Below are 20,420 nucleotides of genomic sequence, written 5' to 3' on the forward strand. Positions count from 1 at the left end.
GCGTGGTGGGGTGAGGGTATAAGGAAGCCATACCCCACCCCAGGGGGGGTGGGTAGACCCAGGAGAAGACGATGCTGAAACTGAAGGTCGAGGGCATGAACTGCGGCCATTGCGTGAAGTCGGTGACCGAGGCGCTGTCCGGCGTCACCGGGGTCAAGAAGGTGATCGAGGTCAGCCTGGAGCGGGGCGAGGCCGTGATCGAGGGCACGGCCGATGCCGCGGCCCTGATCGCCGCCGTCGAGGAAAGCGGCTTCGAGGCGAAGGTGGCCTGATGGACCATGCGACCCACCACTGCCTGCATCTCGACCCCGAGGTGCGCGAGGACGCGCGCCGCCGGCTGCTGTCGGTGCGCGGCCACGTCGAGGGCGTGCTGCGCATGCTGGAGGACGAGTCCGTCTATTGCGTCGATGTCCTGAAACAGATCAAGGCGATCGACGGCGCGCTCGACAAGATCGGCGACGTGGTCCTGCGCAGCCATCTGCGCAGCCACGTGGTCACCGCCCAGCAGCGCGGCGACGTGCCCGAGATCGTCGAGGAACTGATGGAAGTCCTCAAGTACCGCTGAACGGGAATCGGGGCGGGGACACCCCCTCCCCAACCCTCCCCCGCAAAGGGGGGAGGGAGTCGTCGTGCCGCGCGCCCCGGCGTTCCCTCCCCCCCTTGCGGGGGAGGGACAGGGTGGGGGCGCCAAGGAGTTGCCATGAATCACGTGACTTTCCGCGTCGAGGGCATGACCTGCGCGTCCTGCGTGGCGCGGGTGGAGAAGGCCCTGGCCCGGGTGCCCGGTGCCGCCGGCGCCGCCGTCAACCTGAGCACCGAGAAGGCCGGGGTCGACCTCGACCCGGCCAAGGCCGGCGCCGCCGAGGCGGTGGCCGCGGTGCGCAAGATGGGCTACACGCCCGTCGTCGAGACGCTGGAGATGGGTATCGGCGGCATGACCTGCGCGTCGTGCGTGGCCCGCGTCGAGAAGGCCCTGGCCAAGGTGCCCGGCGTCATCGCGGCCGGGGTCAATCTGGCGACCGAGAAGGCGACGGTTTCCTTCCTCCCCGACATGACCGGCCCCGAGCGCCTGGACGAGGCCGTGCGCAAGGCCGGCTACGAGCCCCAGCGGGCGGCCGCCGGCGGCCCCGCCGGCGAGGACCGCGAGCAGGCGGCGCGCAACGCCGAAATCGCGGAACTGCGACGGTCCGTTTTCTTCGCCGCGGCCTTCACGGTGCCGCTGGTGGCGATCGCCATGGCCCGCCACCTGCCGGCGTTGCACATGGTCTTCATGGAGGTGTTGCCGGAAACCGCCTGGGGGTGGATCGAACTGGCCCTGACGATGCCGGTGATGCTCTACGCCGGCCGGCGCTTCTATCGCAGCGGCTGGGCCGAACTGCGCCACCTCAGCCCGGGCATGAACAGCCTGGTGATGATCGGCAGCAACGCGGCGCTTCTGTATTCGCTGCTGGCCCTGCTGGCGCCCGGCCTCTTTCCCGCCGGCACGGCGACCTATTACTTCGAGGCGGCGGCGGTGATCGTGACGCTGATCCTGGTCGGCCGCTACCTGGAGGCGGTGGCCAAGGGCCGCACCTCGGCGGCCATCAAGAAGCTGATGCAGTTGCAGGCCAAGACCGCCCGCGTGCGCCGCGACGGCGGGGAGATCGAGATCGCCATCGACGCCGTGGTGCCGGGCGACGTCGTGCTGGTGCGCCCCGGCGAGCGCATCCCGGTCGACGGCCGGGTCATCGAAGGGGCGAGCTTCGTCGACGAGTCGATGATCACCGGCGAGCCGGTGCCGGCCGACAAGCGGGCCGGCGACGAGGTGGTGGGCGGCACCGTCAACGGCAACGGCGCCTTCGCCTTCGCCGCCACGCGGGTGGGGGCGGACACCGTGCTCGCCCGCATCATCAAGCTGGTCGAGGACGCGCAAAGCGGCAAGCCGCCGATCCAGCGCGTCGCCGACCGGATCGCCGCCGTCTTCGTGCCGGTGGTGATGGTCATCGCCGCCGTCACCTTCGGTATCTGGATGGCCTTCGGACCGGAGCCCACCTTGAGCTTCGCCTTCGTCGCCACGGTGTCGGTGCTGCTCATCGCCTGCCCGTGCGCCATGGGCCTGGCGACGCCGACCGCCATCATGGTGGGCACCGGCAAGGGGGCCGAGATGGGCGTGCTGATCCGCCAGGGGGCGGCGCTGGAAAGCCTGGCCGGCATCGATACCGTGATCCTCGACAAGACCGGCACGCTGACCCTCGGCCGGCCGACCCTGACCGATTTCCGGCTGATCGGCGACGACGACGAGGCCACCGTGCTGGCCCTGATCGCGGCGGCCGAAGCCGGCAGCGAGCACCCCATCGCCCAGGCCATCGTCAAGGCCGCCAAGGCGCGCGGACTGGTGCCGCCGGCGGTCGAGACCTTCGTCGCCGAACCCGGTTACGGCATCGAGGCGACGGTGGCGGGCCGGCGCGTGCAGGTCGGCGCCGACCGCTACATGACGAAGCTCGGCCTGGATCTGGGCCAAGCGGGGGAAACGGCGGCCCGGCTGGCCGCCGAGGCCAAGACGCCGCTTTATGCTGCCATCGACGGCCGCCTGGCCGCGGTGGTGGCGGTGGCCGACCCCGTGAAGCCGGGCGGCGCCGAGGCCATCGCCGCCCTGCACGGCCTCGGCCTCACGGTCGCCATGCTGACCGGCGACAACCGGCGGACCGCCGAGGCGGTGGCCACCGCCGTCGGCATCGACCGCGTCCTCGCCGAGGTCCTGCCCGACCAGAAGGCGGCCGAGGTCAAGCGCCTGCAGGGCGAAGGGCGCAAGGTGGCCTTCGTCGGCGACGGCATCAACGACGCCCCGGCCCTGGCCCAGGCCGACGCCGGCATCGCCATCGGCACCGGCACCGACATCGCCATCGAGGCCGGCGACGTGATCCTGATGGCGGGCGATCTCGGCGGCATCGTCAACGCCGTCATGCTGGCCCGCCGCACGCTCTCGACCATCCGCGGCAACTTCGTGTGGGCCTACGCCTATAACGTCGCGCTCATCCCGCTGGCGGCGGGGGCCTTCTACCCGGTCTTCGGCCTGCTGCTCAACCCCATGCTGGCGGCCGGCGCCATGAGTCTTTCCAGCCTGTTCGTGCTCGGCAACTCGCTGCGCCTGCGCCGGGTGCGCCCGATGTTGGCGCCCACGGGGGCGGCGACGGTAAGCCGCCATTGACGCCTCCGGCCGCCTGGGTTACGGGGTAGCGGGCGAGCAGGGGAAGGAACCTTAAGGCGGTGAAGCAGCGAGGCGACCATAGAGGCGCCGCCAAGCGACCGGGCAAGCCCCGGCCGGGAAGCGGTCCCAACCTCCGCCGCCAGGCCATCCTGGTGGCGCTGGCCGTCATCGGCATCGGTGCCGGCTATCTGGCGGCGCGGCTGGTCGGCGAGCGGGAAGAACCCGCCGTGCCGGCGGCCAGTGTCGAGATCGCCCGCCCGGCCGCGCCGCCGGGGTCCACGCCCTGGTACAAGACGCAGGCGCCGCCGCCGGCCCTGGTCACCGGGCCGGACCTGCCGATCTATCCCGAACCCAACGGCAGGCTGCAGGCCTCGCCGCGCGCCTACGAGGAGGCGCTGCCGGCCGACATCTACGTGGCGCCGTCCCCCCCGCCGCCGCTTCCCGCGCCGCCGGCTCCGGCGCAGGCGACACCATCCCCAAGCGAGCCGCCGCCGGCCTCGGCCGGGGCGCCGGCCTGGCAACGGTTCGCCCTGGCGGCGCCCGACATCGGCGGCCGGCCGATGATCGCCATCGTCATCGACGACATGGGCCTCGATCGCAAACGGTCGGCCCGCGCCGTGGGGCTCGGCGGGCCGCTGACCCTTTCCTACCTTACCTACGCCGACGACCTTGGCGAGCAGATGGCGGCGGCCCGCAGCCACGGCCACGAGCTTTTGCTGCACGTCAGCATGGAGCCGACCAGCCGCACCGTCGATCCCGGCCCCAATGCGCTCCTGACCGACCTGCCGCCGGACGAGATCCGCCGCCGGCTGGCTTGGGGGCTGGAACGGGCCTCGGGCTATGTCGGCATCAACAACCACATGGGCAGCAAGTTCACCGGCGACGCCGCCGCCATGGCGGTGGTCATGGCCGAGTTGCGGTCCCGCGGCCTGCTGTTCCTCGACTCGCGCACCACCCCGGATTCGGCGGGCGGGCGGGAGGCCCACCGGGCCGGCGTGCCGCTGCTGGAGCGCAACGTCTTTCTGGACAACGACAACGAGGTGGCGGCGGTCAACGCGCGCCTGGCCGAGGCCGAGCGCATCGCCCGCCACCACGGCGCCGCCATCGCCATCGGCCATCCCCGCGACGCCACCCTGCAGGCGCTGGCGGCATGGGTGCCCGGCTTGATGCAGCGCGGCTTCGTCCTGGTGCCGCTGACCGCCATCCTGCGCGCCAGGCCCCCGCAGGCGAGCGCCGGTTGACCGGCGCTCGTATGGAGCATTGTTTACCCTCTCCGCCGGTGGGGCGGAGAGGGTGCACGCGAAGCGTGCGGGTGAGGTGGGGAGCCGCTGTCGCCCTGGAGATCCCCCACCTGACCTTGATCCTCTCCGCCCCCGGGGGCGGAGAGGAGACGCGAATACGATCTGCCAATGCGAGCGGCCGACCGTGACGGTAACGCCGGTTGACCGGCCGGCGGAAAAGGCTAGTCTCTGCATCGAAATGCCCGGAAGGGAGGAGAGGATGGGCCGCATCACGCGAGAGGATTTCGGCGAGCACCAGGGACGCGCCGTGTCCCGCTTCACCCTGCGAGGCGACGGCGGCCTGATGGCCCGGATCACCGATTACGGCGGCATCCTGACCGAGATGCACGTGCCGGACCGCCGGGGCGAGACAGGCGACGTCGTGCTCGGCTTCGATACCCTGGCCCCCTATCTCGGCCGCCATCCCTTTTTCGGCGCCCTGGTCGGCCGTTACGCCAACCGCATCGCCCACGCGCGCTTCACGCTGGACGGACGAGCCTACGAGCTGGCCGCCAACCAGGGGCCGGCCTTCGTCCATCATCTGCACGGCGGCACGGCGGGCTTCGACAAGCGGGTGTGGGACGCCGAGGCGGCCGAGACGGCGGACGGTCCGGCGCTCAGGCTTCGCTACGTCTCGCCCGACGGCGAGGAGGGCTATCCCGGAACGCTGACGGCCGAGGCCGTCTACACCCTGGGGGCCGATTTCCTCGACCTCGCCTTCACCGCCACCACCGACCAGCCCACCGTCGTCAACCTGGTCAACCACACCTACTGGAATCTCGCCGGCCACGGGTCCGGCAGCGTCCTTGGCCACCGGCTGCGTCTGAACGCCGACGCCTACACGCCGGCCGACGCCGCCGACATTCCGACCGGCGAGATCGCCCCGGTCGCCGGCACGCCCTACGACTTCCGCCAGGAAAAGACGATCGGTCGCGACGCCGCCAAGACCGCGAAGCAGGGCGGCTACGACAACAATTTCGTGCTCAACGGCAAGGCGGGGGAACTGCGCGAGGCGGCGGTGCTGACCGATCCCGGTTCGGGGCGGACGATGGAGGTCCTGACCACCGCCCCCGGCGTGCAGGTATACAGCGCGTTCAAGCTGGGCGACCTCGCCGGCAAGGGCGGCGCCCATTACGGTCCGTCCGCCGGCCTGTGCCTGGAAACCCAGCATTTCCCGGATTCGCCCAACAGGCCGCAGTTCCCGTCGACCGTCCTGCGCCCCGGCGAAACCTATTCGCACCGCCTGCTGTGGAGGTTTTCCCACCGTGACTGACTTCGCCGAAATCGATGCCGCCGTCCGCCGCTGCGGCGAGGCCGACGTTCCCGCCATCGTCGAGATCATCAACGACGCGGCGGAGGCCTATCGCGGCGTCATTCCCGCCGACCGCTGGCACGATCCCTACATGCCGGAGGCCGAACTGCGCCACGAGATCGAAGACGGCGTCGTCTTCTGGGGCTGCGAGGCCGAGGGAAGGCTGCTTGGCGTCATGGGATTGCAGAACGTCAAGGACGTCACCCTGGTGCGCCACGCCTATGTGCGCACCCGCGCCCGGCGGCAAGGCATCGGCGGCCGCCTGATGAAGGCCCTCTATGCGACGACCGAGCGGCCGACCCTGATCGGCACCTGGGCGGCCGCCACGTGGGCCATCGATTTCTACAGGCGGCACGGATTTAAGCCGGTGGACCGCGAAACCAAGGACCGCCTGCTCAAGACCTATTGGTCGATCCCCGCCCGCCAGGTCGATACCTCGGTGGTCCTGGCCGACGAGCGGTGGTGGCGGAAGGCCGGGCGAAGCAACGGCTGAGCTACTGCTTGTCGACGGGGATTTCCAGCGCGATCTCGACGCGGCGGTTGCGCGCCCGGTTCTCCGGCGAATCGTTGGGAAGCAGCGGCTGGCTGTCGGCGGCACCCTGGACGATGACGCGTTTTGCATCGATCTGGTCGGCCAGCAGGTAGTGGGCGACCGATACCGCGCGCGCCGCCGAAAGATCCCAGTTGGAGCGGAACCGCTCGGTCGAAATCGGCACGTCGTCGGTGTGCCCGGAGATGAAGATGCGGCCGTTGGCGCTCTTCAGGACCTCGCCGATGCGGCCCAGCGACGGCATGAATTCCGGCGCCAGATCGGCGGTGCCCGACGCGAAGGCGGCGCTGCCGGGGAAGCGGATGATGACCAGGTTGTCCTTCACCTCGAGATCGATGATGGACAGCAGGATTTCCTTGGCCATCACCTTCTTGATCTGCACCAGGACGCGGTTTTCCTCGGCCCGGCGCGGGTCGGTCTTGAAGGGGTTCAACGTGATGATGTTGGGCGTCGGCGGCGCCGTGAAGTCGGTCGGCGTCTTGGAGACGCCGAAGGCCTGGTTGATGGGGCCGGCGTTCTTGCGGAACTGGTTGCTGTCGACCTTGGCGAACGACAGGATGAGGATGAACAGGCACAGCAGCAGCGACATCATGTCGGCGAAGGTGACCATCCAGCCCGGAGAGCCCTTTGTGATGCGCTGCCGGGGCTTGGGGTCGCTCATTTGCTGAGGTCCGTCGCCCGCCGGCTGGGAGCGCCGGAACGGGCTTCCTGTTCCTGCTGGCGGTGCCGCTGCTTCTCGGGCAGGTAGGCCTCGAGAATTTCGACCAGGATTGTCGGGTTCTGCTTCTCATGGATCTGGGCGACGCTTTCCATGATCAGCAGGCGGTTGTCGCGCTCCTGCTCGATCTTGGCCATCAGCTTCTCGGCGATGGGCAGGGCCACCAGATGGGCGATCAGCACGCCGTAGAGGGTGGTCAAAAGGGCCACCGCCATCGCGGCGCCGATGGAGGAGGGATCGGACATCTGGCTCAGCATCTGGATCAGGCCGACCAGGGTCCCGAACATGCCGAAGGCGGGTGCCGAATCGCCGATCGCCATGAACACCTTGGCGCCCACCTCCTGGCGCTGGATGGCCAGGTCCATTTCCTTGGTCAGCATCTTGCGGATGAAGTCGATATCGCGGCCGTCGGCGCACAGCTGGATGCCCTTCTTGAAGAAGGAGTTGGCGATGCGCAGTTTCTCCAGCTTGGCCAGGCCGGATTTACGGGCCTGCTTGGTGAGCTTGATGGCGAGGTCGATCAGTTCGCGCGGATTGTCGGCTTCGTTGATGAAGGCGGCGCGAATGCCGACCGTGAAGGCGATCAGCACGCTGACCATCGGAAACTTGATGAGGGTCGCCGCCATGGTTCCGCCGATGACGATGAGGATACTGGGCAGATTGACGAAGATATGCAGATCCGAACCGGTCATGATCGCCAGCGTCACGACGGTGATGCCGATGATGAGGCCGAGGATGGTGGTGAAATCCACGTCTGTCCTTCCGATCAGCCGCCAAGGGCCGCGGCGGCAAACCCCTTCATGACTGCCTGGGCGGCGTCCAGCAACTGGTTGAGTTCCTTCGTCGAGGGAACGCCGGTCCGCTTATGGACGATCTTGGCGACCGAAACCAGCCGGCCGCAGGACGCCACGATGGCATCGAAGTGGGTACCTTTCACCCGGCGGGCGATGTCGTCGGCGACGAACATCAGTTCTTCGAGGAAGGTGCGCACCTTCTCGTCGACGCCGTCGACCATCATGTCCGGGCCGACGCGGTTGATCAGGATGCCCACCTTTTCGACATGCCGCTGCAGTTTCTCGATGTTGATCTCGTTCATCGTCTTGGCAACGGCCCGCGCCATGGCGTTGGCCTCGTAGGTTCCGGCTGCCTTGTCGCGCAGGGAATTGGGGACCTCGATCAGCGGGATCAACGACTTGCGGCCCTCGCCAGCCCGCCGGTCGGGACCGACGTAGTCGCTGGTGACGACGAAGGGCAGCCGCGCCTTGGTCAACTGTTCCAGGCTTTTCAGCAGGTTGACGGCGGCGAGCGGCAACGTCACGAAGTCGTCGGCGCCGTGGCGCATGATGAAGCCGACGTCGGACCCGTTCCGGTCGGCGCCGAAGATGACGATGCCAAGGAACGGATTGCCGCCGGCCTCGCCGTGGCGGATGGCGGTCAACAGATCGTTCACATTGCCGTCGGGCCAAACGCTGTCGAGGACCAGGAGATCGAACGCCGTCTCGCGGAGAAGCTTATGGCCCTGGGCCAGCGACCCGGCTTGCCAGACGTGGGCGAAGCCCAATTCCTTGAGGGCGGTTTCGGCTTCAACCGTGACGGCACGCGACGGAGCGACGACGAGCGCTGTCGCACTCTCGAAATTGGGGGTCGTCATCAGGATCCGGCCATTCTTTGTTTCAGGGGTCGAATTCTAACGGAACCCGCGTTCCGTATTGTGCCGCAGCCAACGCGACGTTATGGCCATCGCGAATCTAACACCACTTGGACGCCAATTGGAATCCCAAATTACAATCGTCGGGCGGTGAACGGCCGGAAAAGCCCCCCACCTCCCCCGAAACCGGGGTCAGCCGGTTTTGGCGGCGAAACGCACCGCCTCCTCGGCGGCCCGCACCAGGGCGCGGGCCTTGTTGCAGCTCTCCTGGAATTCCGCCTCGGGGTCGCTGTCGGCCACGATGCCGCCGCCGGCCTGGACATACATGCGGCCATCCTTGACCACGGCGGTGCGGAGCGCGATGCAGGTGTCCATCTCGCCGGTGGCGCCGAAATAGCCGATGCAGCCGGCGTAGACGCCACGGCGGTCGGGCTCCAGCTCGTCGATGATCTCCATGGCCCGCACCTTCGGCGCGCCGGAAACGGTGCCGGCCGGGAAGCCGGCGAACAGGGCGTCCATGGCGTCGAAGCGGGGATCGAGCCGCCCCTCGACGTTGGACACGATGTGCATGACGTGCGAGTAGCGCTCGATCATCATCTTCTCGGTGACCCGCACCGTGCCCACCTTGGCGACCCGCCCGACGTCGTTGCGCCCGAGGTCGAGCAGCATCAGGTGCTCGGCCAGTTCCTTGGGATCGGCCAGGAGATCCTCGGCCAGCGCCTTGTCCTCCTCGCGGTCCTTGCCGCGCCGGCGGGTGCCGGCGATGGGGCGGATGGTGACGGTGCCGTCGCGCATCCTGACCAGGATCTCGGGGCTCGATCCGACCACCGAGAAGCCGCCGAAATCGAGGAAGTAAAGGAACGGCGAGGGGTTGAGGCGACGTAGCGCCCGGTAGAGGGAGAACGGCGGCAGCTTGAACGGCACCTCGAAGCGCTGCGAGAGCACCACCTGGAAGATGTCGCCGGCCAGGATGTATTCCTTGCCCTTGCGCACCATGGCGTGGAACTGCTCGCGCGGCATGTTCGACGTCGGGGCGGGGGTTTCGGCGACGTCGCCGCCGGCCTCGCGCCGGTAGGGCAGTCCGCGCCCGAAGTCGGCCACCACGTCGCCCAGCCGCTCGCGCGCCTGGTCGTAGGCGGCCTCGGCGCCGACGCCGGGGGCCGGCCGGACCGGCGTGACCACGGTGACCACGTCCTCGATGCTGTCGAAGACAGCGATCACCGTCGGGCGCAGGAACACGCCGTCGGGAACCTTCAGCACGTCGGGATTGGCTTCCGGCAGCCGCTCCACCAGCCGCACCATGTCATAGGACATATAGCCGACCAGGCCGGCCGCCATCGGCGGCAGCCCGGGCGGCAGATCGATGCGCGATTCCTCGACGACGGCGCGCAACGAGGCGATGGCGCCATCCGGACAGGGCGAGAAGGCGTCGGCGTCGAAACGGGCCCGGCAGTTGATTTCGGCGCGGTTGCCGAAGCAGCGCCAGATGAGATCGGGCTTCAGCCCGATGAAGGAGTAGCGGCCGCGAATGGCGCCGCCCTCGACCGATTCCAGCAGGAAGCTGTTCGCCCGGCCCTCCGCCAGCTTGAGGAAGGCCGATACCGGGGTCTCCAGGTCGGCGACCAGCGTCGTCCACACCACCTGGGGCCGCCCCTCGGCGTAGGCTTGCGCGAAACCATCGAAATCAGGACGAGGAATCATGACCGACACGGGAGGCTGGGGGTTACAGGGACTCTTCAAGAGCCTGACGATTGATCTTGACCGAGAACTCCTGGCGCAAGGTCGAGGCGAAAGCGTTCTGGACGTCGCCGCGCAGGGCGCCGGCCAGGGCGCGTTCCACCGCCTGGACGCCGTTGCCGTCGGTGGCCGGATCGGCCGGCAGGATTTCCTGGAGGCGGGCGACGACATAGCCGTCGTCGCCGCGGCCGGCGGCGGCGCCGCCCACCTTGGCCTTGAACAGCTCGGTCACCACCGGGCGGGGCAGGGCCGTCGCGGCGTTCCCCGGCTGGCGGGTGAACGGCTCGGTGGTCCTGGCCTCGACCTTGAGTTCGCCGGCGATCTTGCCGATGTCCTCGCCGCCCGTCAGCCGGGCAACCAGCGCGTCGGCGGTCGCCTTGGCCTTGGCTTCCCGTTGGCTGGCCTTCCAGGCGGCGGCCACCTGGTCGCGGACCTCGTCCAGCGGCCGCAGCGCGCTCGGCGTCACCTTGTCGACATGGACGACGAAATAGGCGTCCGACCCCGCCTCGGTCACCAGGCTGTCCTGGTTTTCCGGGGTTTCGAAGGCGGTCTCCAGGAACCGGCCGCCGGCCGGCAGGTCGCCGACGGGCTGTCCCGCGGGGTCCTTGCCGGTGGCGTCGACGGCCTCGATGGTGCGCAGACGCAGGTTCAGGTTCTTCGCCGCCTCTTCCAGGGTGGCGCCGCCGCCCAGGGTGTCTTCCAGCTTGTTCGCCAGGTTGAACAGCGCGTCGACCGATTTTTCGCGCTTAAGTTCGGCGATCAGCGCCGGGCGGGCGTCGTCGATGGTGGCGCGGTGGGCCGGCGTGATCGACACCACCTGGAGGACGTGCCAGCCGAGGGGGCTCTCGATCGGCTGGCTGATCGCGCCGTCGGCCAGCGAGAAGGCGGCCTCGGCCAGCTCCTGGAGGAGCATCGAGCGGCTGACCTCGCCCAAGTCGACCGTTTCCTTGTCCAGGCCGGCGGCTTCCTTGGCCACCGTCATGAAATCGCGCCCCTCGCCCAGAAGCTGGCGGACTTCCTTGGCCTTGGCCTCGTCGGGAACGACGATCTGGCGAAGGTGGCGCGTCTCGGGCCGGTTGAATTCCTCCTGGCGCTGGGCATAGAGGTCGCCGATTTCCTGCTCGTCGACCGAAACCTCGCCCTCCAGGTCCTTGGCGCGGAAGTCGATGACGGCCAGGCGGCGGTATTCCGGGGCGGTGAACTGTTCGGCCCGCTCGCCATGGAAGGCGGCCAGCTGCTCGGCGGTCGGCTCGGCAATGTCGGTCATGGCGGCGTCGGCGACGAACAGGGTCTGGGCGACGCGCTTCTCGGCGCGGTGACGGTAGATGGCGTCCACCAGCGACTTCGGCGGCACGACGCCGGCTTCGACGGTCCCGGCCAGTTGGGCGCGCATCAGTTCCTCGCGCAGCAGGGCGATGTAGCCCTGCTCGGAATAGCCGTTGGCCATCAGGACCTGCTGAAACTGCGAACGGCTGAATTTCCCGGTCTGGTCGGCGAAGCTGCGGTCCCTTTCGATGGCGGTGCGGATCGCCGCGTCGCTGGCGATGACGCCCAGGGCCCGGGAGCCGAGGTTATAAAGGGTTTCGTTGACGATCCGCCCGATGGTCATGTCGGCCAGGCCCAGCGCCCGGGCCTGGTCGCGGTCCAGCTTGGTGCCGAACATGCGCTCCAGGCGGCCGACCTCGCGCAGGTATTCCCGGTTGACCTGGGCCGGCGAGATGTCGACGCCACCCACCTCGGCGACCACCTTGATGTTGGATCGGCTGCTGATGAAATCGCCGACACCCCAGGTCAGGAAGCTGAGGATCAGCAGGGCGAACAGCACCTTGATCACGATGGAGGAGGAATACTTGCGGATCGTCTCGAGCATGGGTGGACTCTCGGGGACCGTGTTTGCCTTGTCGGGTCCGGTAAGTGGTTGGAATTCCGATCTTAGCGCGCTTTTTCCAAGGAACGCGCGGCATCATAGAAGCGGCTGGGATTGGCCGCAACATTGGAATTTCCCAAGCCCGGCGCCGTTGCCCCGAACTGCCGCCGGCGAGGAAGCCCCTGGAGGCCGGGGACGCGGCTGTGCTAAAGAGTCGCCGGAGCGACAGAGATCGGAGAAGGGGATCATGGCCAAAGGACGGCGTTATCTGATTGCCGGCAACTGGAAGATGAACGGCTTCAAGAAGGACGGCAAGGAACTGGCCAAGGCGGTTGCCAAGCACCTGAAGGCGGCCGGCAAGGACGATCTGCCCTTCGACCTGCTGGTGTGCCCGCCGTTCACCCTGATCCGCGGGGTGGGCAAGGCGATCAAGGGCTCGGGCGTCAAGCTGGGCGCCCAGGACTGCCACGCCGCCGAGAAGGGCGCCCACACCGGCGACATCAGCGCTCCGATGCTCAAGGACCTCGGCTGCGAGTTCGTCATCGTCGGCCACTCCGAGCGGCGGACCAACCACGGCGAGAAGGATGCCGACGTCAAGGCCAAGGCCGAGGCGGCGATCGCCGCCGGGCTGACCGCCATCGTCTGCGTCGGCGAAACCCTGGAACAGCGCGACAAGCGCCAGACCCTGGCGGTCAACCGCCGGCAGGTGAAAGGTTCCCTGCCCAAGGGGGCCAACGCCAGGAATACCGTCGTCGCCTACGAACCGGTATGGGCGATCGGCACCGGACGGACGGCGACTCCCGAACAGGCCCAGGAGGTTCATGCCCTCATTCGCGCCGAGCTGGTGAAGGCGCTGGGCGAGAAGGCGGGCCAGGCGGTGCGCATCCTCTATGGCGGCTCGATGAACCCGAAGAACGCCAAGGAACTGATGGCGCAGCCGGACGTCGACGGCGGCCTCATCGGCGGCGCCAGCCTCAAGGCCGACGATTTTTGGGCGGTGGCCCAAGGTTGCCTCTAGCCATCCGCGGCGCAAGCGATTAAAAAACGCGGCAGCGGTTTCCGGGCGCGCCGGCGTGCCCCGGCCCGGCGGCCAGAATTGGAAGATGTCATGCTAACGGTCATTCTCGTCATTCACCTGCTTATCGCCATCGCGCTGGTCGGCGCCGTATTGCTGCAACGCAGCGAAGGCGGCGCGCTCGGCATGGGCGGCGGCATGGGCGGTTTCATGACAGGCCGGGCCACCGCCAACCTGCTGACCCGGGTGACGGGCGTCCTGGCGGCCGGTTTCATGGTGACCAGCCTGGTGCTGGCCCTGATGTCGACGGCGGGCCGCGAGAAGGGCTCGATCCTCGATGCGCCTCCTGCGGCAACGGCGCCGGCGGCGCCCGAGCAACCCGCCAAGCCGGCGGAACCCGCGGCGCCCCTGGCGAAATAGGGGCCGGGCGGTGAACACACGATAAACCAACGGTGGAGGCGGCAGCAGCCGCCTCTTCTCTTTGTGGCGGACAATTTTTTAGGGTAGATTTTCATCCCATGACGCGGTTCATCTTTATTACGGGCGGCGTGGTTTCCTCCTTGGGCAAGGGTCTGGCATCGGCGGCTTTGGGCTCGCTGCTGCAGTGCCGCGGCTTCAAGGTCAGGCAGCGCAAGCTCGATCCCTACATCAACGTCGATCCCGGCACCATGAGCCCGTATCAGCATGGCGAGGTCTACGTCACCGACGACGGCGCCGAAACCGATCTCGACCTCGGCCACTACGAGCGCTTCACCGGCGTCTCCACCCGTCAGAGCGACAACGTCACCACCGGGCGCATCTATTCCGACGTCATCGCCAGGGAGCGCCGCGGCGACTATCTGGGCGCCACCATCCAGGTCATTCCGCACATCACCGACGCCATCAAGGACTTCGTTCTCAGCGACATCACGGACGAGGATTTCGTGCTGTGCGAGATCGGCGGCACCATCGGCGACATCGAGGGGCTGCCGTTCATCGAGGCGATCCGTCAGCTGGGCAACGAGCTGGGCTCCGAGCGCAGCATGTTCGTCCACGTCACGCTGCTGCCCTATATCCCGGCGGCGCACGAACTCAAGACCAAGCCGACCCAGCATTCGGTGAAGGAACTGCAAGGCGCCGGCATCCAGCCCGACGTGCTGCTGTGCCGGGCCGACCGGCCGATCCCCGAGGGCGAGCGCAAGAAGATCGCGCTGTTCTGCAACGTCCGGCGCGAGGCGGTGATTCCGGCGCTCGACGTCGACACCATCTATCGGGTGCCGATCACCTATCATCAGGAGGGGCTGGACGACCAGGTGCTCCGGCATTTCGGCATGGAGGCCCCGGCACCCGACCTGTCGCGCTGGGAGAACGTGGTCGAACGCGTGACCCGGCCGGAGGGCGAGGTGACCATCGCCGTGGTCGGCAAGTACACCAACCTGCTCGACGCCTATAAGTCGCTGGGCGAGGCGCTGACCCACGGCGGCATCGCCAACAACGTGCGGGTCAACCTCGACTGGATCGATTCCGAGATCTTCGAGCGCGAGGACGCTGTCGCCCATCTGGAAAAGGTCAACGGCATCCTGGTGCCCGGCGGCTTTGGCGAGCGGGGGGCCGCCGGCAAGATCGCCGCGGCGCGATTCGCCCGCGAACGCAACGTGCCCTATTTCGGCATCTGCTTCGGCATGCAGATGGCGGTCGTCGAGACGGCCCGCAACAAGTGCGGCATCGCCACCGCCGGCTCTACCGAGTTCGGCCCCTGCAAGGACGAGCTGGTCGGCCTGATGACCGAATGGGTGCGCGACGGCGTGGTGCAGCGGCGCTCGTCCGAAAGCGATCTCGGCGGCACCATGCGCCTTGGCGCCTATGCCGCGCACCTGGCGCCCGGCAGCAAGGTGCGCGAGGTCTATGGCACCGACGTCATCAGCGAGCGCCACCGCCACCGCTACGAGGTGAATCCCACCTACGAGAAGGTGCTGGCCGAGGCGGGCATGGTGTTTTCCGGCAAGTCGCCGGACGGCGTGCTGCCCGAGGTGGTGGAGATCCCCGACCATCCGTGGTTCATCGGCGTGCAGTTCCATCCCGAGCTGAAGTCGCGCCCGTTCGACCCGCATCCGCTGTTCAAGTCGTTCATCGGCGCCGCCGTCCAGCAGGCGCGCCTGGTCTAGGCCAACTGCCCGATGCCCGAACCGCGCCATGTGTCCATCGGCCCCGTCACCGTCGGCAACGACCTGCCGCTGACGCTGCTGGCCGGTCCGTGCGCCATGGAAAGCCGCGCCCACGCCATCGAGGTGGCCGGCGCCCTGGTGGCGATGGCGGCCAAGCTGGGCGTCGGACTGATCTACAAAAGCTCGTTCGACAAGGCCAACCGCACCAGCGTCAACAGTCCGCGCGGCATCGGCATGGAGGCGGCGCTGGCGGTCTTCGCCGAGATCCGCGAGCGCTTCGGCTGCCCGGTCGTCACCGACGTCCACGAGGCGGCGCAGTGCGCCCCGGTGGCCGAGGTGGTGGACGTGCTGCAAATCCCGGCATTTCTTTGCCGGCAGACCGACCTGCTGGTGGCCGCCGCCGCCACCGGGCGCGCCGTCAACGTCAAGAAGGGGCAGTTCCTGGCGCCCTGGGACATGGCCCAGGTGGTGGCCAAGCTGGAGGGCGCCGGAAACCGCAACATTCTTCTCACCGAACGCGGCGCCAGCTTCGGCTACAACACGCTCGTGACCGACATGCGCGCGTTGCCCATCATGGCCCGGACCGGCTGCCCGGTGGTGTTCGACGCCACCCATTCGGTGCAGCAGCCGGGCGGCCAGGGCGCGACCTCGGGCGGCCAGCGCGAGTTCGCGCCCGTGCTGGCCCGCGCGGCGGTGGCGGTGGGCGTGGCCGCCGTCTTCATCGAAACCCATCCCGACCCGGACGCGGCGCCGAGCGACGGGCCCAACATGATTCCATTGCACGACCTTCCCGACCTGCTTGAAACCCTGCTCGCGATGGACCGGCTGGCCAAATCCCGGCCGCTTACCGTCTAGAGGCGAAGGAAGAAAGAGAGAAAAGCCATGACAGCCATCATCGACATTCAACCCCGCCAGATCCTGGATTCGCGCGGTACCCCGACCATCGAGGTCGAGGTGACGCTGGAAACCGGCACCATCGGGCGCGCCGCCGTGCCGTCGGGCGCCTCGACCGGCGTTCACGAGGCGGTCGAGTTGCGCGACGGCGACAAGACGAAATTCGGCGGCAAGGGCGTGCTCAAGGCCTGCCAGTCGGTCAACGGCGAAATCTACGAGGCGCTGTCCGGCATGGACGCCGAGGAGCAGCTTCTGATCGACCAGACGATGATCGACCTCGACGGCACCGCCAACAAGGGTCGGCTCGGCGCCAACGCCATCTTGGGCGTCAGCCTGGCGGTCGCCAAGGCGGCGGCCGAGGAATGCGGGCTGCCGCTCTATCGCTACATCGGCGGCACGCAGGCCCGTCTGCTGCCGGTGCCGATGATGAACATCGTCAACGGCGGCGCGCATGCCGACAACCCCATCGACATTCAGGAATTCATGATCATGCCGGTGGGCGCCGGCACCATCGCGGACGCCGTGCGCATGGGCGCCGAGGTGTTCCAGGCCCTGAAAAAGGGCCTCAAGGATGCCGGCCACAACACCAACGTCGGCGACGAGGGCGGCTTCGCCCCCGGCCTGAAAAGCTCGGAAGAGGCGCTTTCCTTCATCACCAAGGCCATCGAGAAGGCCGGCTACAAGCCGGGCGACGACGTGGTGCTGGCCCTCGATCCGGCTTCATCCGAGTTCTACAAGAAGGGCAAGTACGTGCTGGCCGGCGAGGGCAAGACGCTGGATGCCGAGGGTATGGCCAAGTACTACGGCAAGCTGGTTTCCAAGTACCCGATCGTCTCGATCGAGGACGGCATGGCCGAGGACGACTGGGCCGGCTGGAAGGTGCTGACCGAAATGTTGGGCAAGAAGGTGCAACTGGTCGGCGACGACCTGTTCGTCACCAATGCAAAGCGCCTGGCCGACGGCATCAAGAAGGGCGTCGCCAACTCGATCCTCATCAAGCTCAACCAGATCGGTTCGCTCTCCGAGACCCTGGAGACGGTCGAGATGGCTCACAAGGCCGGCTACACCAACGTCATTTCGCACCGCTCGGGCGAAACCGAGGACACCACCCTTGCCGACGTCGCGGTGGCGGTGAACGCCGGACAGATCAAGACCGGCTCGCTGTCGCGCTCCGACCGCCTGGCCAAGTACAACCAGCTCATCCGCATCGAAGAGGAGCTGGGTCCGGTCGCCCGCTACGCCGGCAAGTCGATCCTGCGCTAGACGCCGGCGACATCGAAAAAACGGAAAGGGCGGCCTCCGGGCCGCCCTTTTTGCGTCTGGACGAGTCTTACGAACTTGTAATGGCGCGGCAAGGATACGGCAAGGCGGGGTCCCCATCTTCTGCTGCACACCGGGACGCCGAAGCGGCCCGGCAATTACAGAAGAGAGAGGAGATCACTATGCCTGCTTCCCGAATTCTTACGGCAGCCTTCGCCAGCGCCATCCTGCTGGGCGGCGCCGGCAGCGCCTTCGCTTGGGACAGCGACAACAACTACGCATACCTGGACTGGGTGAACAGCAAGGTGACGACGGCGGACGCCGCGCGCATCGCCGAGGAGGCGACCGGCGGCACCACCGCCTATCTCACCTTCGATCACTACGACAGTTCCGGACTGAACGTCTACCGGGTGGACACCCGGTCGGCGGACGAGGTCGCGACCGTCGAGATCGACGCCAATACCGGGGCTGTCCGCAATGTGAGCCGGGTGGCCGCCGCCGACGCGGACTCGTCGAGCGGCGACCTCGCGGAGGTGCCCCAGCCGGGCCCGTCCGACAACCCGTCGTAAGGACCGCTTGGCGATGACGGAATGGAAGGGCGGCGCCAAGGCCGCCCTTCCCATTTCGCTGTCGATGAAAGGAGGGGCTTGCCGCCCCTTGCCGGAGGCGGCGTCAGTTCCCATCGTTTCTGTGGGGCAAGGGGGGGCAGGCGGCCTTTCCGATGTCGTTTGCAGAGAGGGGGCCCGATGTCCATGAAGATCCTGGTCATCGAAGACGACGCCGCGACGCTGGAGTATGTGGCGGCCGGCCTGGCCGAGCATGGCCACGTCGTCGACCGCGCCGCCGACGGCAGCGAGGGGTTGTCGCTGGCGGTCGGCGAAGCCTACGACGTCATGGTGGTCGACCGCCGCCTTCCCGGGGTGGACGGCTTGTCCATCGTCAAGGCGGTGCGCGGGGCCGGCGTGAAGACCCCGGTCCTTTTCCTTACTACCATGGGCAGCGTCAACGACCGCGTCGAGGGCCTGGAAGCCGGCGGCGACGACTACCTGGCCAAGCCGTTCGCCTTTTCCGAGCTGCTGGCGCGCGTTCACGCGCTGGCCCGCCGGCCGCCCCTGGCCGCCGAGCAGACGGCGTTGCGGGTGGCCGACCTGGAAATGGACCTGGTGCGCCGGACGGTCAGCCGCGGCGGCCGGGCCATCGACCTGCAGCCGCGGGAATTCGTGCTGTTGGAGTACCTGATGCGCAACGCCGGCCGGGTGGTGACCCGCACGATGCTGCTGGAGCGGGTTTGGGATTTCCATTTCGACCCCAAGACCAGCGTCGTCGAAACCCACATCAGTCGGCTGCGCACCAAGATCGACAAACCCTTCGAGAAGGATCTCATCCACACGGTGCGCGGCGCCGGGTACAGCCTCGATGCGCCTGCCTAAATATCTCCGCAGCACCTCCTTTCGTATTGCCGCCGCCTATGCCGGCCTGTTCGCGGCGTCCGTCGTCTTCCTGTTCGGGATGGCCTACGGCCTGATCTCGCGCGAGATGGAACAGCAGGTCCGGGCCAGTGTCGGACAGGAAGCGCGCCTGCTGGAGGATGCCTACCGCGAGAAGGGGCCTGCCCATTTGGCGTACATGGTCGCGGCGCGCACCGGCCCGGCGGGGCGGGCCGACGGCGCTTATCTGTTTCAGGACCAGGCGGGGACCGTCTTGGCCGGAAACTGGCCGTCCATCGCGCCGTTCGCCGGCTGGCGCGAGCTCGAGGTTCGGGTGCCGGCCGCCGGCCGCGGTACGGGACGGGTGGAAACCATCCTCGGCCTCGGCATCCGTTTCGCCGACGGGTTCCTGATGGTGGGCGCCAGTCTGCGCCGGATCGGCGAGGTGCAAAGGCTGCTGTTTCAGACGCTGAACTGGACGCTGGGGCTGACGCTGCTTCTGGCGCTGGTCGGCGGCGCCGTCGTCGGGCGCGGGGCGATGCGCCGGGTGGAGGCGATCAACCGCACGACCCACGACATCATCCGGGGCAACCTGTCCAGGCGGGTGCCCATCCGCGGCGTCAGCGACGAGTTGGACGACCTGGCCGTCAACATCAACCGCATGCTGGACCGCATCGAGGTGCTGATGGGCAATCTGCGGCAGGTCACCAACGACATCGCCCACGACCTGCGCACGCCGCTCGGGCGCCTGCGCCAGCGTCTCGAGAAGGCGCGCAACCGGAAAGATCAGGGCGAGGAGGAGTGCGAGGTGCTGGACACCGCCATCGCCGAAACCGACGCCATCCTGCATACCTTCGCCGCCCTGCTCAGCATCGCCGAGGTCGAGGCGGGCGCCCGGCAGCGGCGCTTCGCAGACGTCGATCTGTCGGGTTTGGCCGAAACCATCGTCGAGGCCTACGAAACGGTGGCCGAGGACAACGGCCAGACGCTGACGGGCGCCATCGGCGACGGACTGCTCTGCCGGGGCGACCGCGACCTGTTGACCCAGATGATGGCCAACCTGGTGGAAAACGCCATCCGCCACACGCCGTCGGGCACCCGCATCGGCGTTTCCCTGGCCGGCGGGAGGGAGGGCATCTTATTGGCCGTCGGCGACAACGGCCCCGGCGTTCCGGCCGACGACCGCGACCGCATCTTCCGCCGCCTCTATCGCGCCCAGCAAAGCCGCACCACCCCCGGGACGGGGCTCGGCCTGGCCCTGGTCAAGGTGATCGCCGAACTGCACGGCGCCGCCGTGGTCGCGCTGGACAACCATCCGGGGCTCAGGGTCGAGGTGCGCTTTCCCGCGGCCGGCCGATAGGGAATTTCGGGAATTTCGTAG

19 protein-coding genes are annotated in these 20,420 nt (G+C 68.1%); 14 read left to right on the top strand and 5 right to left on the bottom strand.

The genetic code is table 11. The annotated features are described in order from the left end of the window. Window positions 1–71: 71 nt before the first annotated feature. The 6 genes from ODR01_RS04305 to ODR01_RS04330 all read left to right on the top strand — a co-directional run bounded on the left by ODR01_RS04305 (window position 72) and on the right by ODR01_RS04330 (window position 6,272). The gene (locus tag ODR01_RS04305) at window positions 72–272 is read left to right on the top strand and encodes a CopZ family metallochaperone (RefSeq protein WP_316976375.1); all 201 of its coding nucleotides are present in this window, start codon (window positions 72–74) and stop codon (window positions 270–272) included. After that, window positions 272–565, top strand: a complete 294-nt coding sequence (locus ODR01_RS04310) for a metal-sensitive transcriptional regulator (protein ID WP_316976376.1) — start codon at window positions 272–274, stop codon at window positions 563–565. Before ODR01_RS04305 ends, ODR01_RS04310 begins: the two co-directional genes overlap by 1 nt. Before the next feature lie 135 nt (window positions 566–700). Next, window positions 701–3,187, top strand: coding sequence for a heavy metal translocating P-type ATPase (locus ODR01_RS04315; RefSeq protein ID WP_316976377.1), 2,487 nt, complete (start codon window positions 701–703; stop codon window positions 3,185–3,187). A gap of 59 nt (window positions 3,188–3,246) precedes the next feature. Continuing rightward, window positions 3,247–4,428, top strand: a complete 1,182-nt coding sequence (locus ODR01_RS04320; protein WP_316976378.1) for a divergent polysaccharide deacetylase family protein — start codon at window positions 3,247–3,249, stop codon at window positions 4,426–4,428. 259 nt (window positions 4,429–4,687) lie between these two features. Beyond that, on the top strand, window positions 4,688–5,740 hold the full coding sequence (locus ODR01_RS04325) for an aldose epimerase family protein (protein ID WP_316976379.1): 1,053 nt from the start codon (window positions 4,688–4,690) through the stop codon (window positions 5,738–5,740). Continuing rightward, window positions 5,733–6,272, top strand: coding sequence for a GNAT family N-acetyltransferase (locus ODR01_RS04330; RefSeq protein WP_316976380.1), 540 nt, complete (start codon window positions 5,733–5,735; stop codon window positions 6,270–6,272). Before ODR01_RS04325 ends, ODR01_RS04330 begins: the two co-directional genes overlap by 8 nt. Before the next feature lies 1 nt (window position 6,273). Here ODR01_RS04330 and ODR01_RS04335 read toward each other — a convergent pair whose 3' ends face one another. The 5 genes from ODR01_RS04335 to ODR01_RS04355 form a co-directional block, all read right to left on the bottom strand. Beyond that, window positions 6,274–6,990, bottom strand: coding sequence for an OmpA family protein (locus tag ODR01_RS04335; protein ID WP_316976381.1), 717 nt, complete (start codon window positions 6,988–6,990; stop codon window positions 6,274–6,276). Next, window positions 6,987–7,799, bottom strand: a complete 813-nt coding sequence (locus tag ODR01_RS04340; protein WP_316976382.1) for a MotA/TolQ/ExbB proton channel family protein — start codon at window positions 7,797–7,799, stop codon at window positions 6,987–6,989. The genes ODR01_RS04335 and ODR01_RS04340 overlap by 4 nt, the downstream gene beginning before the upstream one ends. A gap of 14 nt (window positions 7,800–7,813) precedes the next feature. After that, complete coding sequence (locus tag ODR01_RS04345; RefSeq protein ID WP_316976383.1) at window positions 7,814–8,698, bottom strand: response regulator; 885 nt, start codon at window positions 8,696–8,698, stop codon at window positions 7,814–7,816. Between the two features lie 189 nt (window positions 8,699–8,887). Further along, complete coding sequence (gene trpE / locus ODR01_RS04350) at window positions 8,888–10,396, bottom strand: anthranilate synthase component I (protein ID WP_316976384.1); 1,509 nt, start codon at window positions 10,394–10,396, stop codon at window positions 8,888–8,890. Between the two features lie 22 nt (window positions 10,397–10,418). After that, complete coding sequence (locus ODR01_RS04355) at window positions 10,419–12,302, bottom strand: SurA N-terminal domain-containing protein (RefSeq protein ID WP_316976385.1); 1,884 nt, start codon at window positions 12,300–12,302, stop codon at window positions 10,419–10,421. A 244-nt stretch (window positions 12,303–12,546) separates the two neighbouring features. On the opposite strand from ODR01_RS04355, the gene tpiA reads away from it, so the two are divergent. From tpiA to ODR01_RS04395, 8 genes are all read left to right on the top strand, one after another. Beyond that, window positions 12,547–13,317, top strand: a complete 771-nt coding sequence (gene tpiA / locus ODR01_RS04360) for a triose-phosphate isomerase (RefSeq protein WP_316976386.1) — start codon at window positions 12,547–12,549, stop codon at window positions 13,315–13,317. 90 nt (window positions 13,318–13,407) lie between these two features. Beyond that, window positions 13,408–13,734 (top strand): preprotein translocase subunit SecG, encoded by a 327-nt coding sequence (gene secG, locus ODR01_RS04365; protein ID WP_316976387.1) that lies wholly within the window; start codon window positions 13,408–13,410, stop codon window positions 13,732–13,734. A gap of 98 nt (window positions 13,735–13,832) precedes the next feature. After that, a complete protein-coding gene (locus ODR01_RS04370; protein ID WP_316976388.1) occupies window positions 13,833–15,458 on the top strand; it encodes a CTP synthase in 1,626 nt (541 codons plus the stop codon). A gap of 12 nt (window positions 15,459–15,470) precedes the next feature. Continuing rightward, entirely contained in the window at window positions 15,471–16,313 is an 843-nt protein-coding gene (kdsA, locus tag ODR01_RS04375; protein ID WP_316976389.1) for a 3-deoxy-8-phosphooctulonate synthase, read from the top strand. Between the two features lie 27 nt (window positions 16,314–16,340). Beyond that, on the top strand, window positions 16,341–17,615 hold the full coding sequence (gene eno, locus ODR01_RS04380) for a phosphopyruvate hydratase (protein ID WP_316976390.1): 1,275 nt from the start codon (window positions 16,341–16,343) through the stop codon (window positions 17,613–17,615). 179 nt (window positions 17,616–17,794) lie between these two features. Then, window positions 17,795–18,181 carry a PepSY domain-containing protein gene (locus ODR01_RS04385; protein ID WP_316976391.1) on the top strand — a complete coding sequence of 129 codons (387 nt, stop codon included), beginning with the start codon at window positions 17,795–17,797 and terminating at the stop codon, window positions 18,179–18,181. 183 nt (window positions 18,182–18,364) lie between these two features. After that, window positions 18,365–19,042, top strand: a complete 678-nt coding sequence (locus ODR01_RS04390) for a winged helix-turn-helix domain-containing protein (RefSeq protein WP_316976839.1) — start codon at window positions 18,365–18,367, stop codon at window positions 19,040–19,042. Further along, the gene (locus ODR01_RS04395) at window positions 19,029–20,399 is read left to right on the top strand and encodes a sensor histidine kinase (protein WP_316976392.1); all 1,371 of its coding nucleotides are present in this window, start codon (window positions 19,029–19,031) and stop codon (window positions 20,397–20,399) included. Before ODR01_RS04390 ends, ODR01_RS04395 begins: the two co-directional genes overlap by 14 nt. The last annotated feature ends 21 nt before the right edge of the window (window positions 20,400–20,420 follow it).

The organism is Shumkonia mesophila, assembly GCF_026163695.1.
In the GTDB taxonomy this organism is placed as follows: Bacteria; Pseudomonadota; Alphaproteobacteria; order Rhodospirillales; family Shumkoniaceae; genus Shumkonia; species Shumkonia mesophila.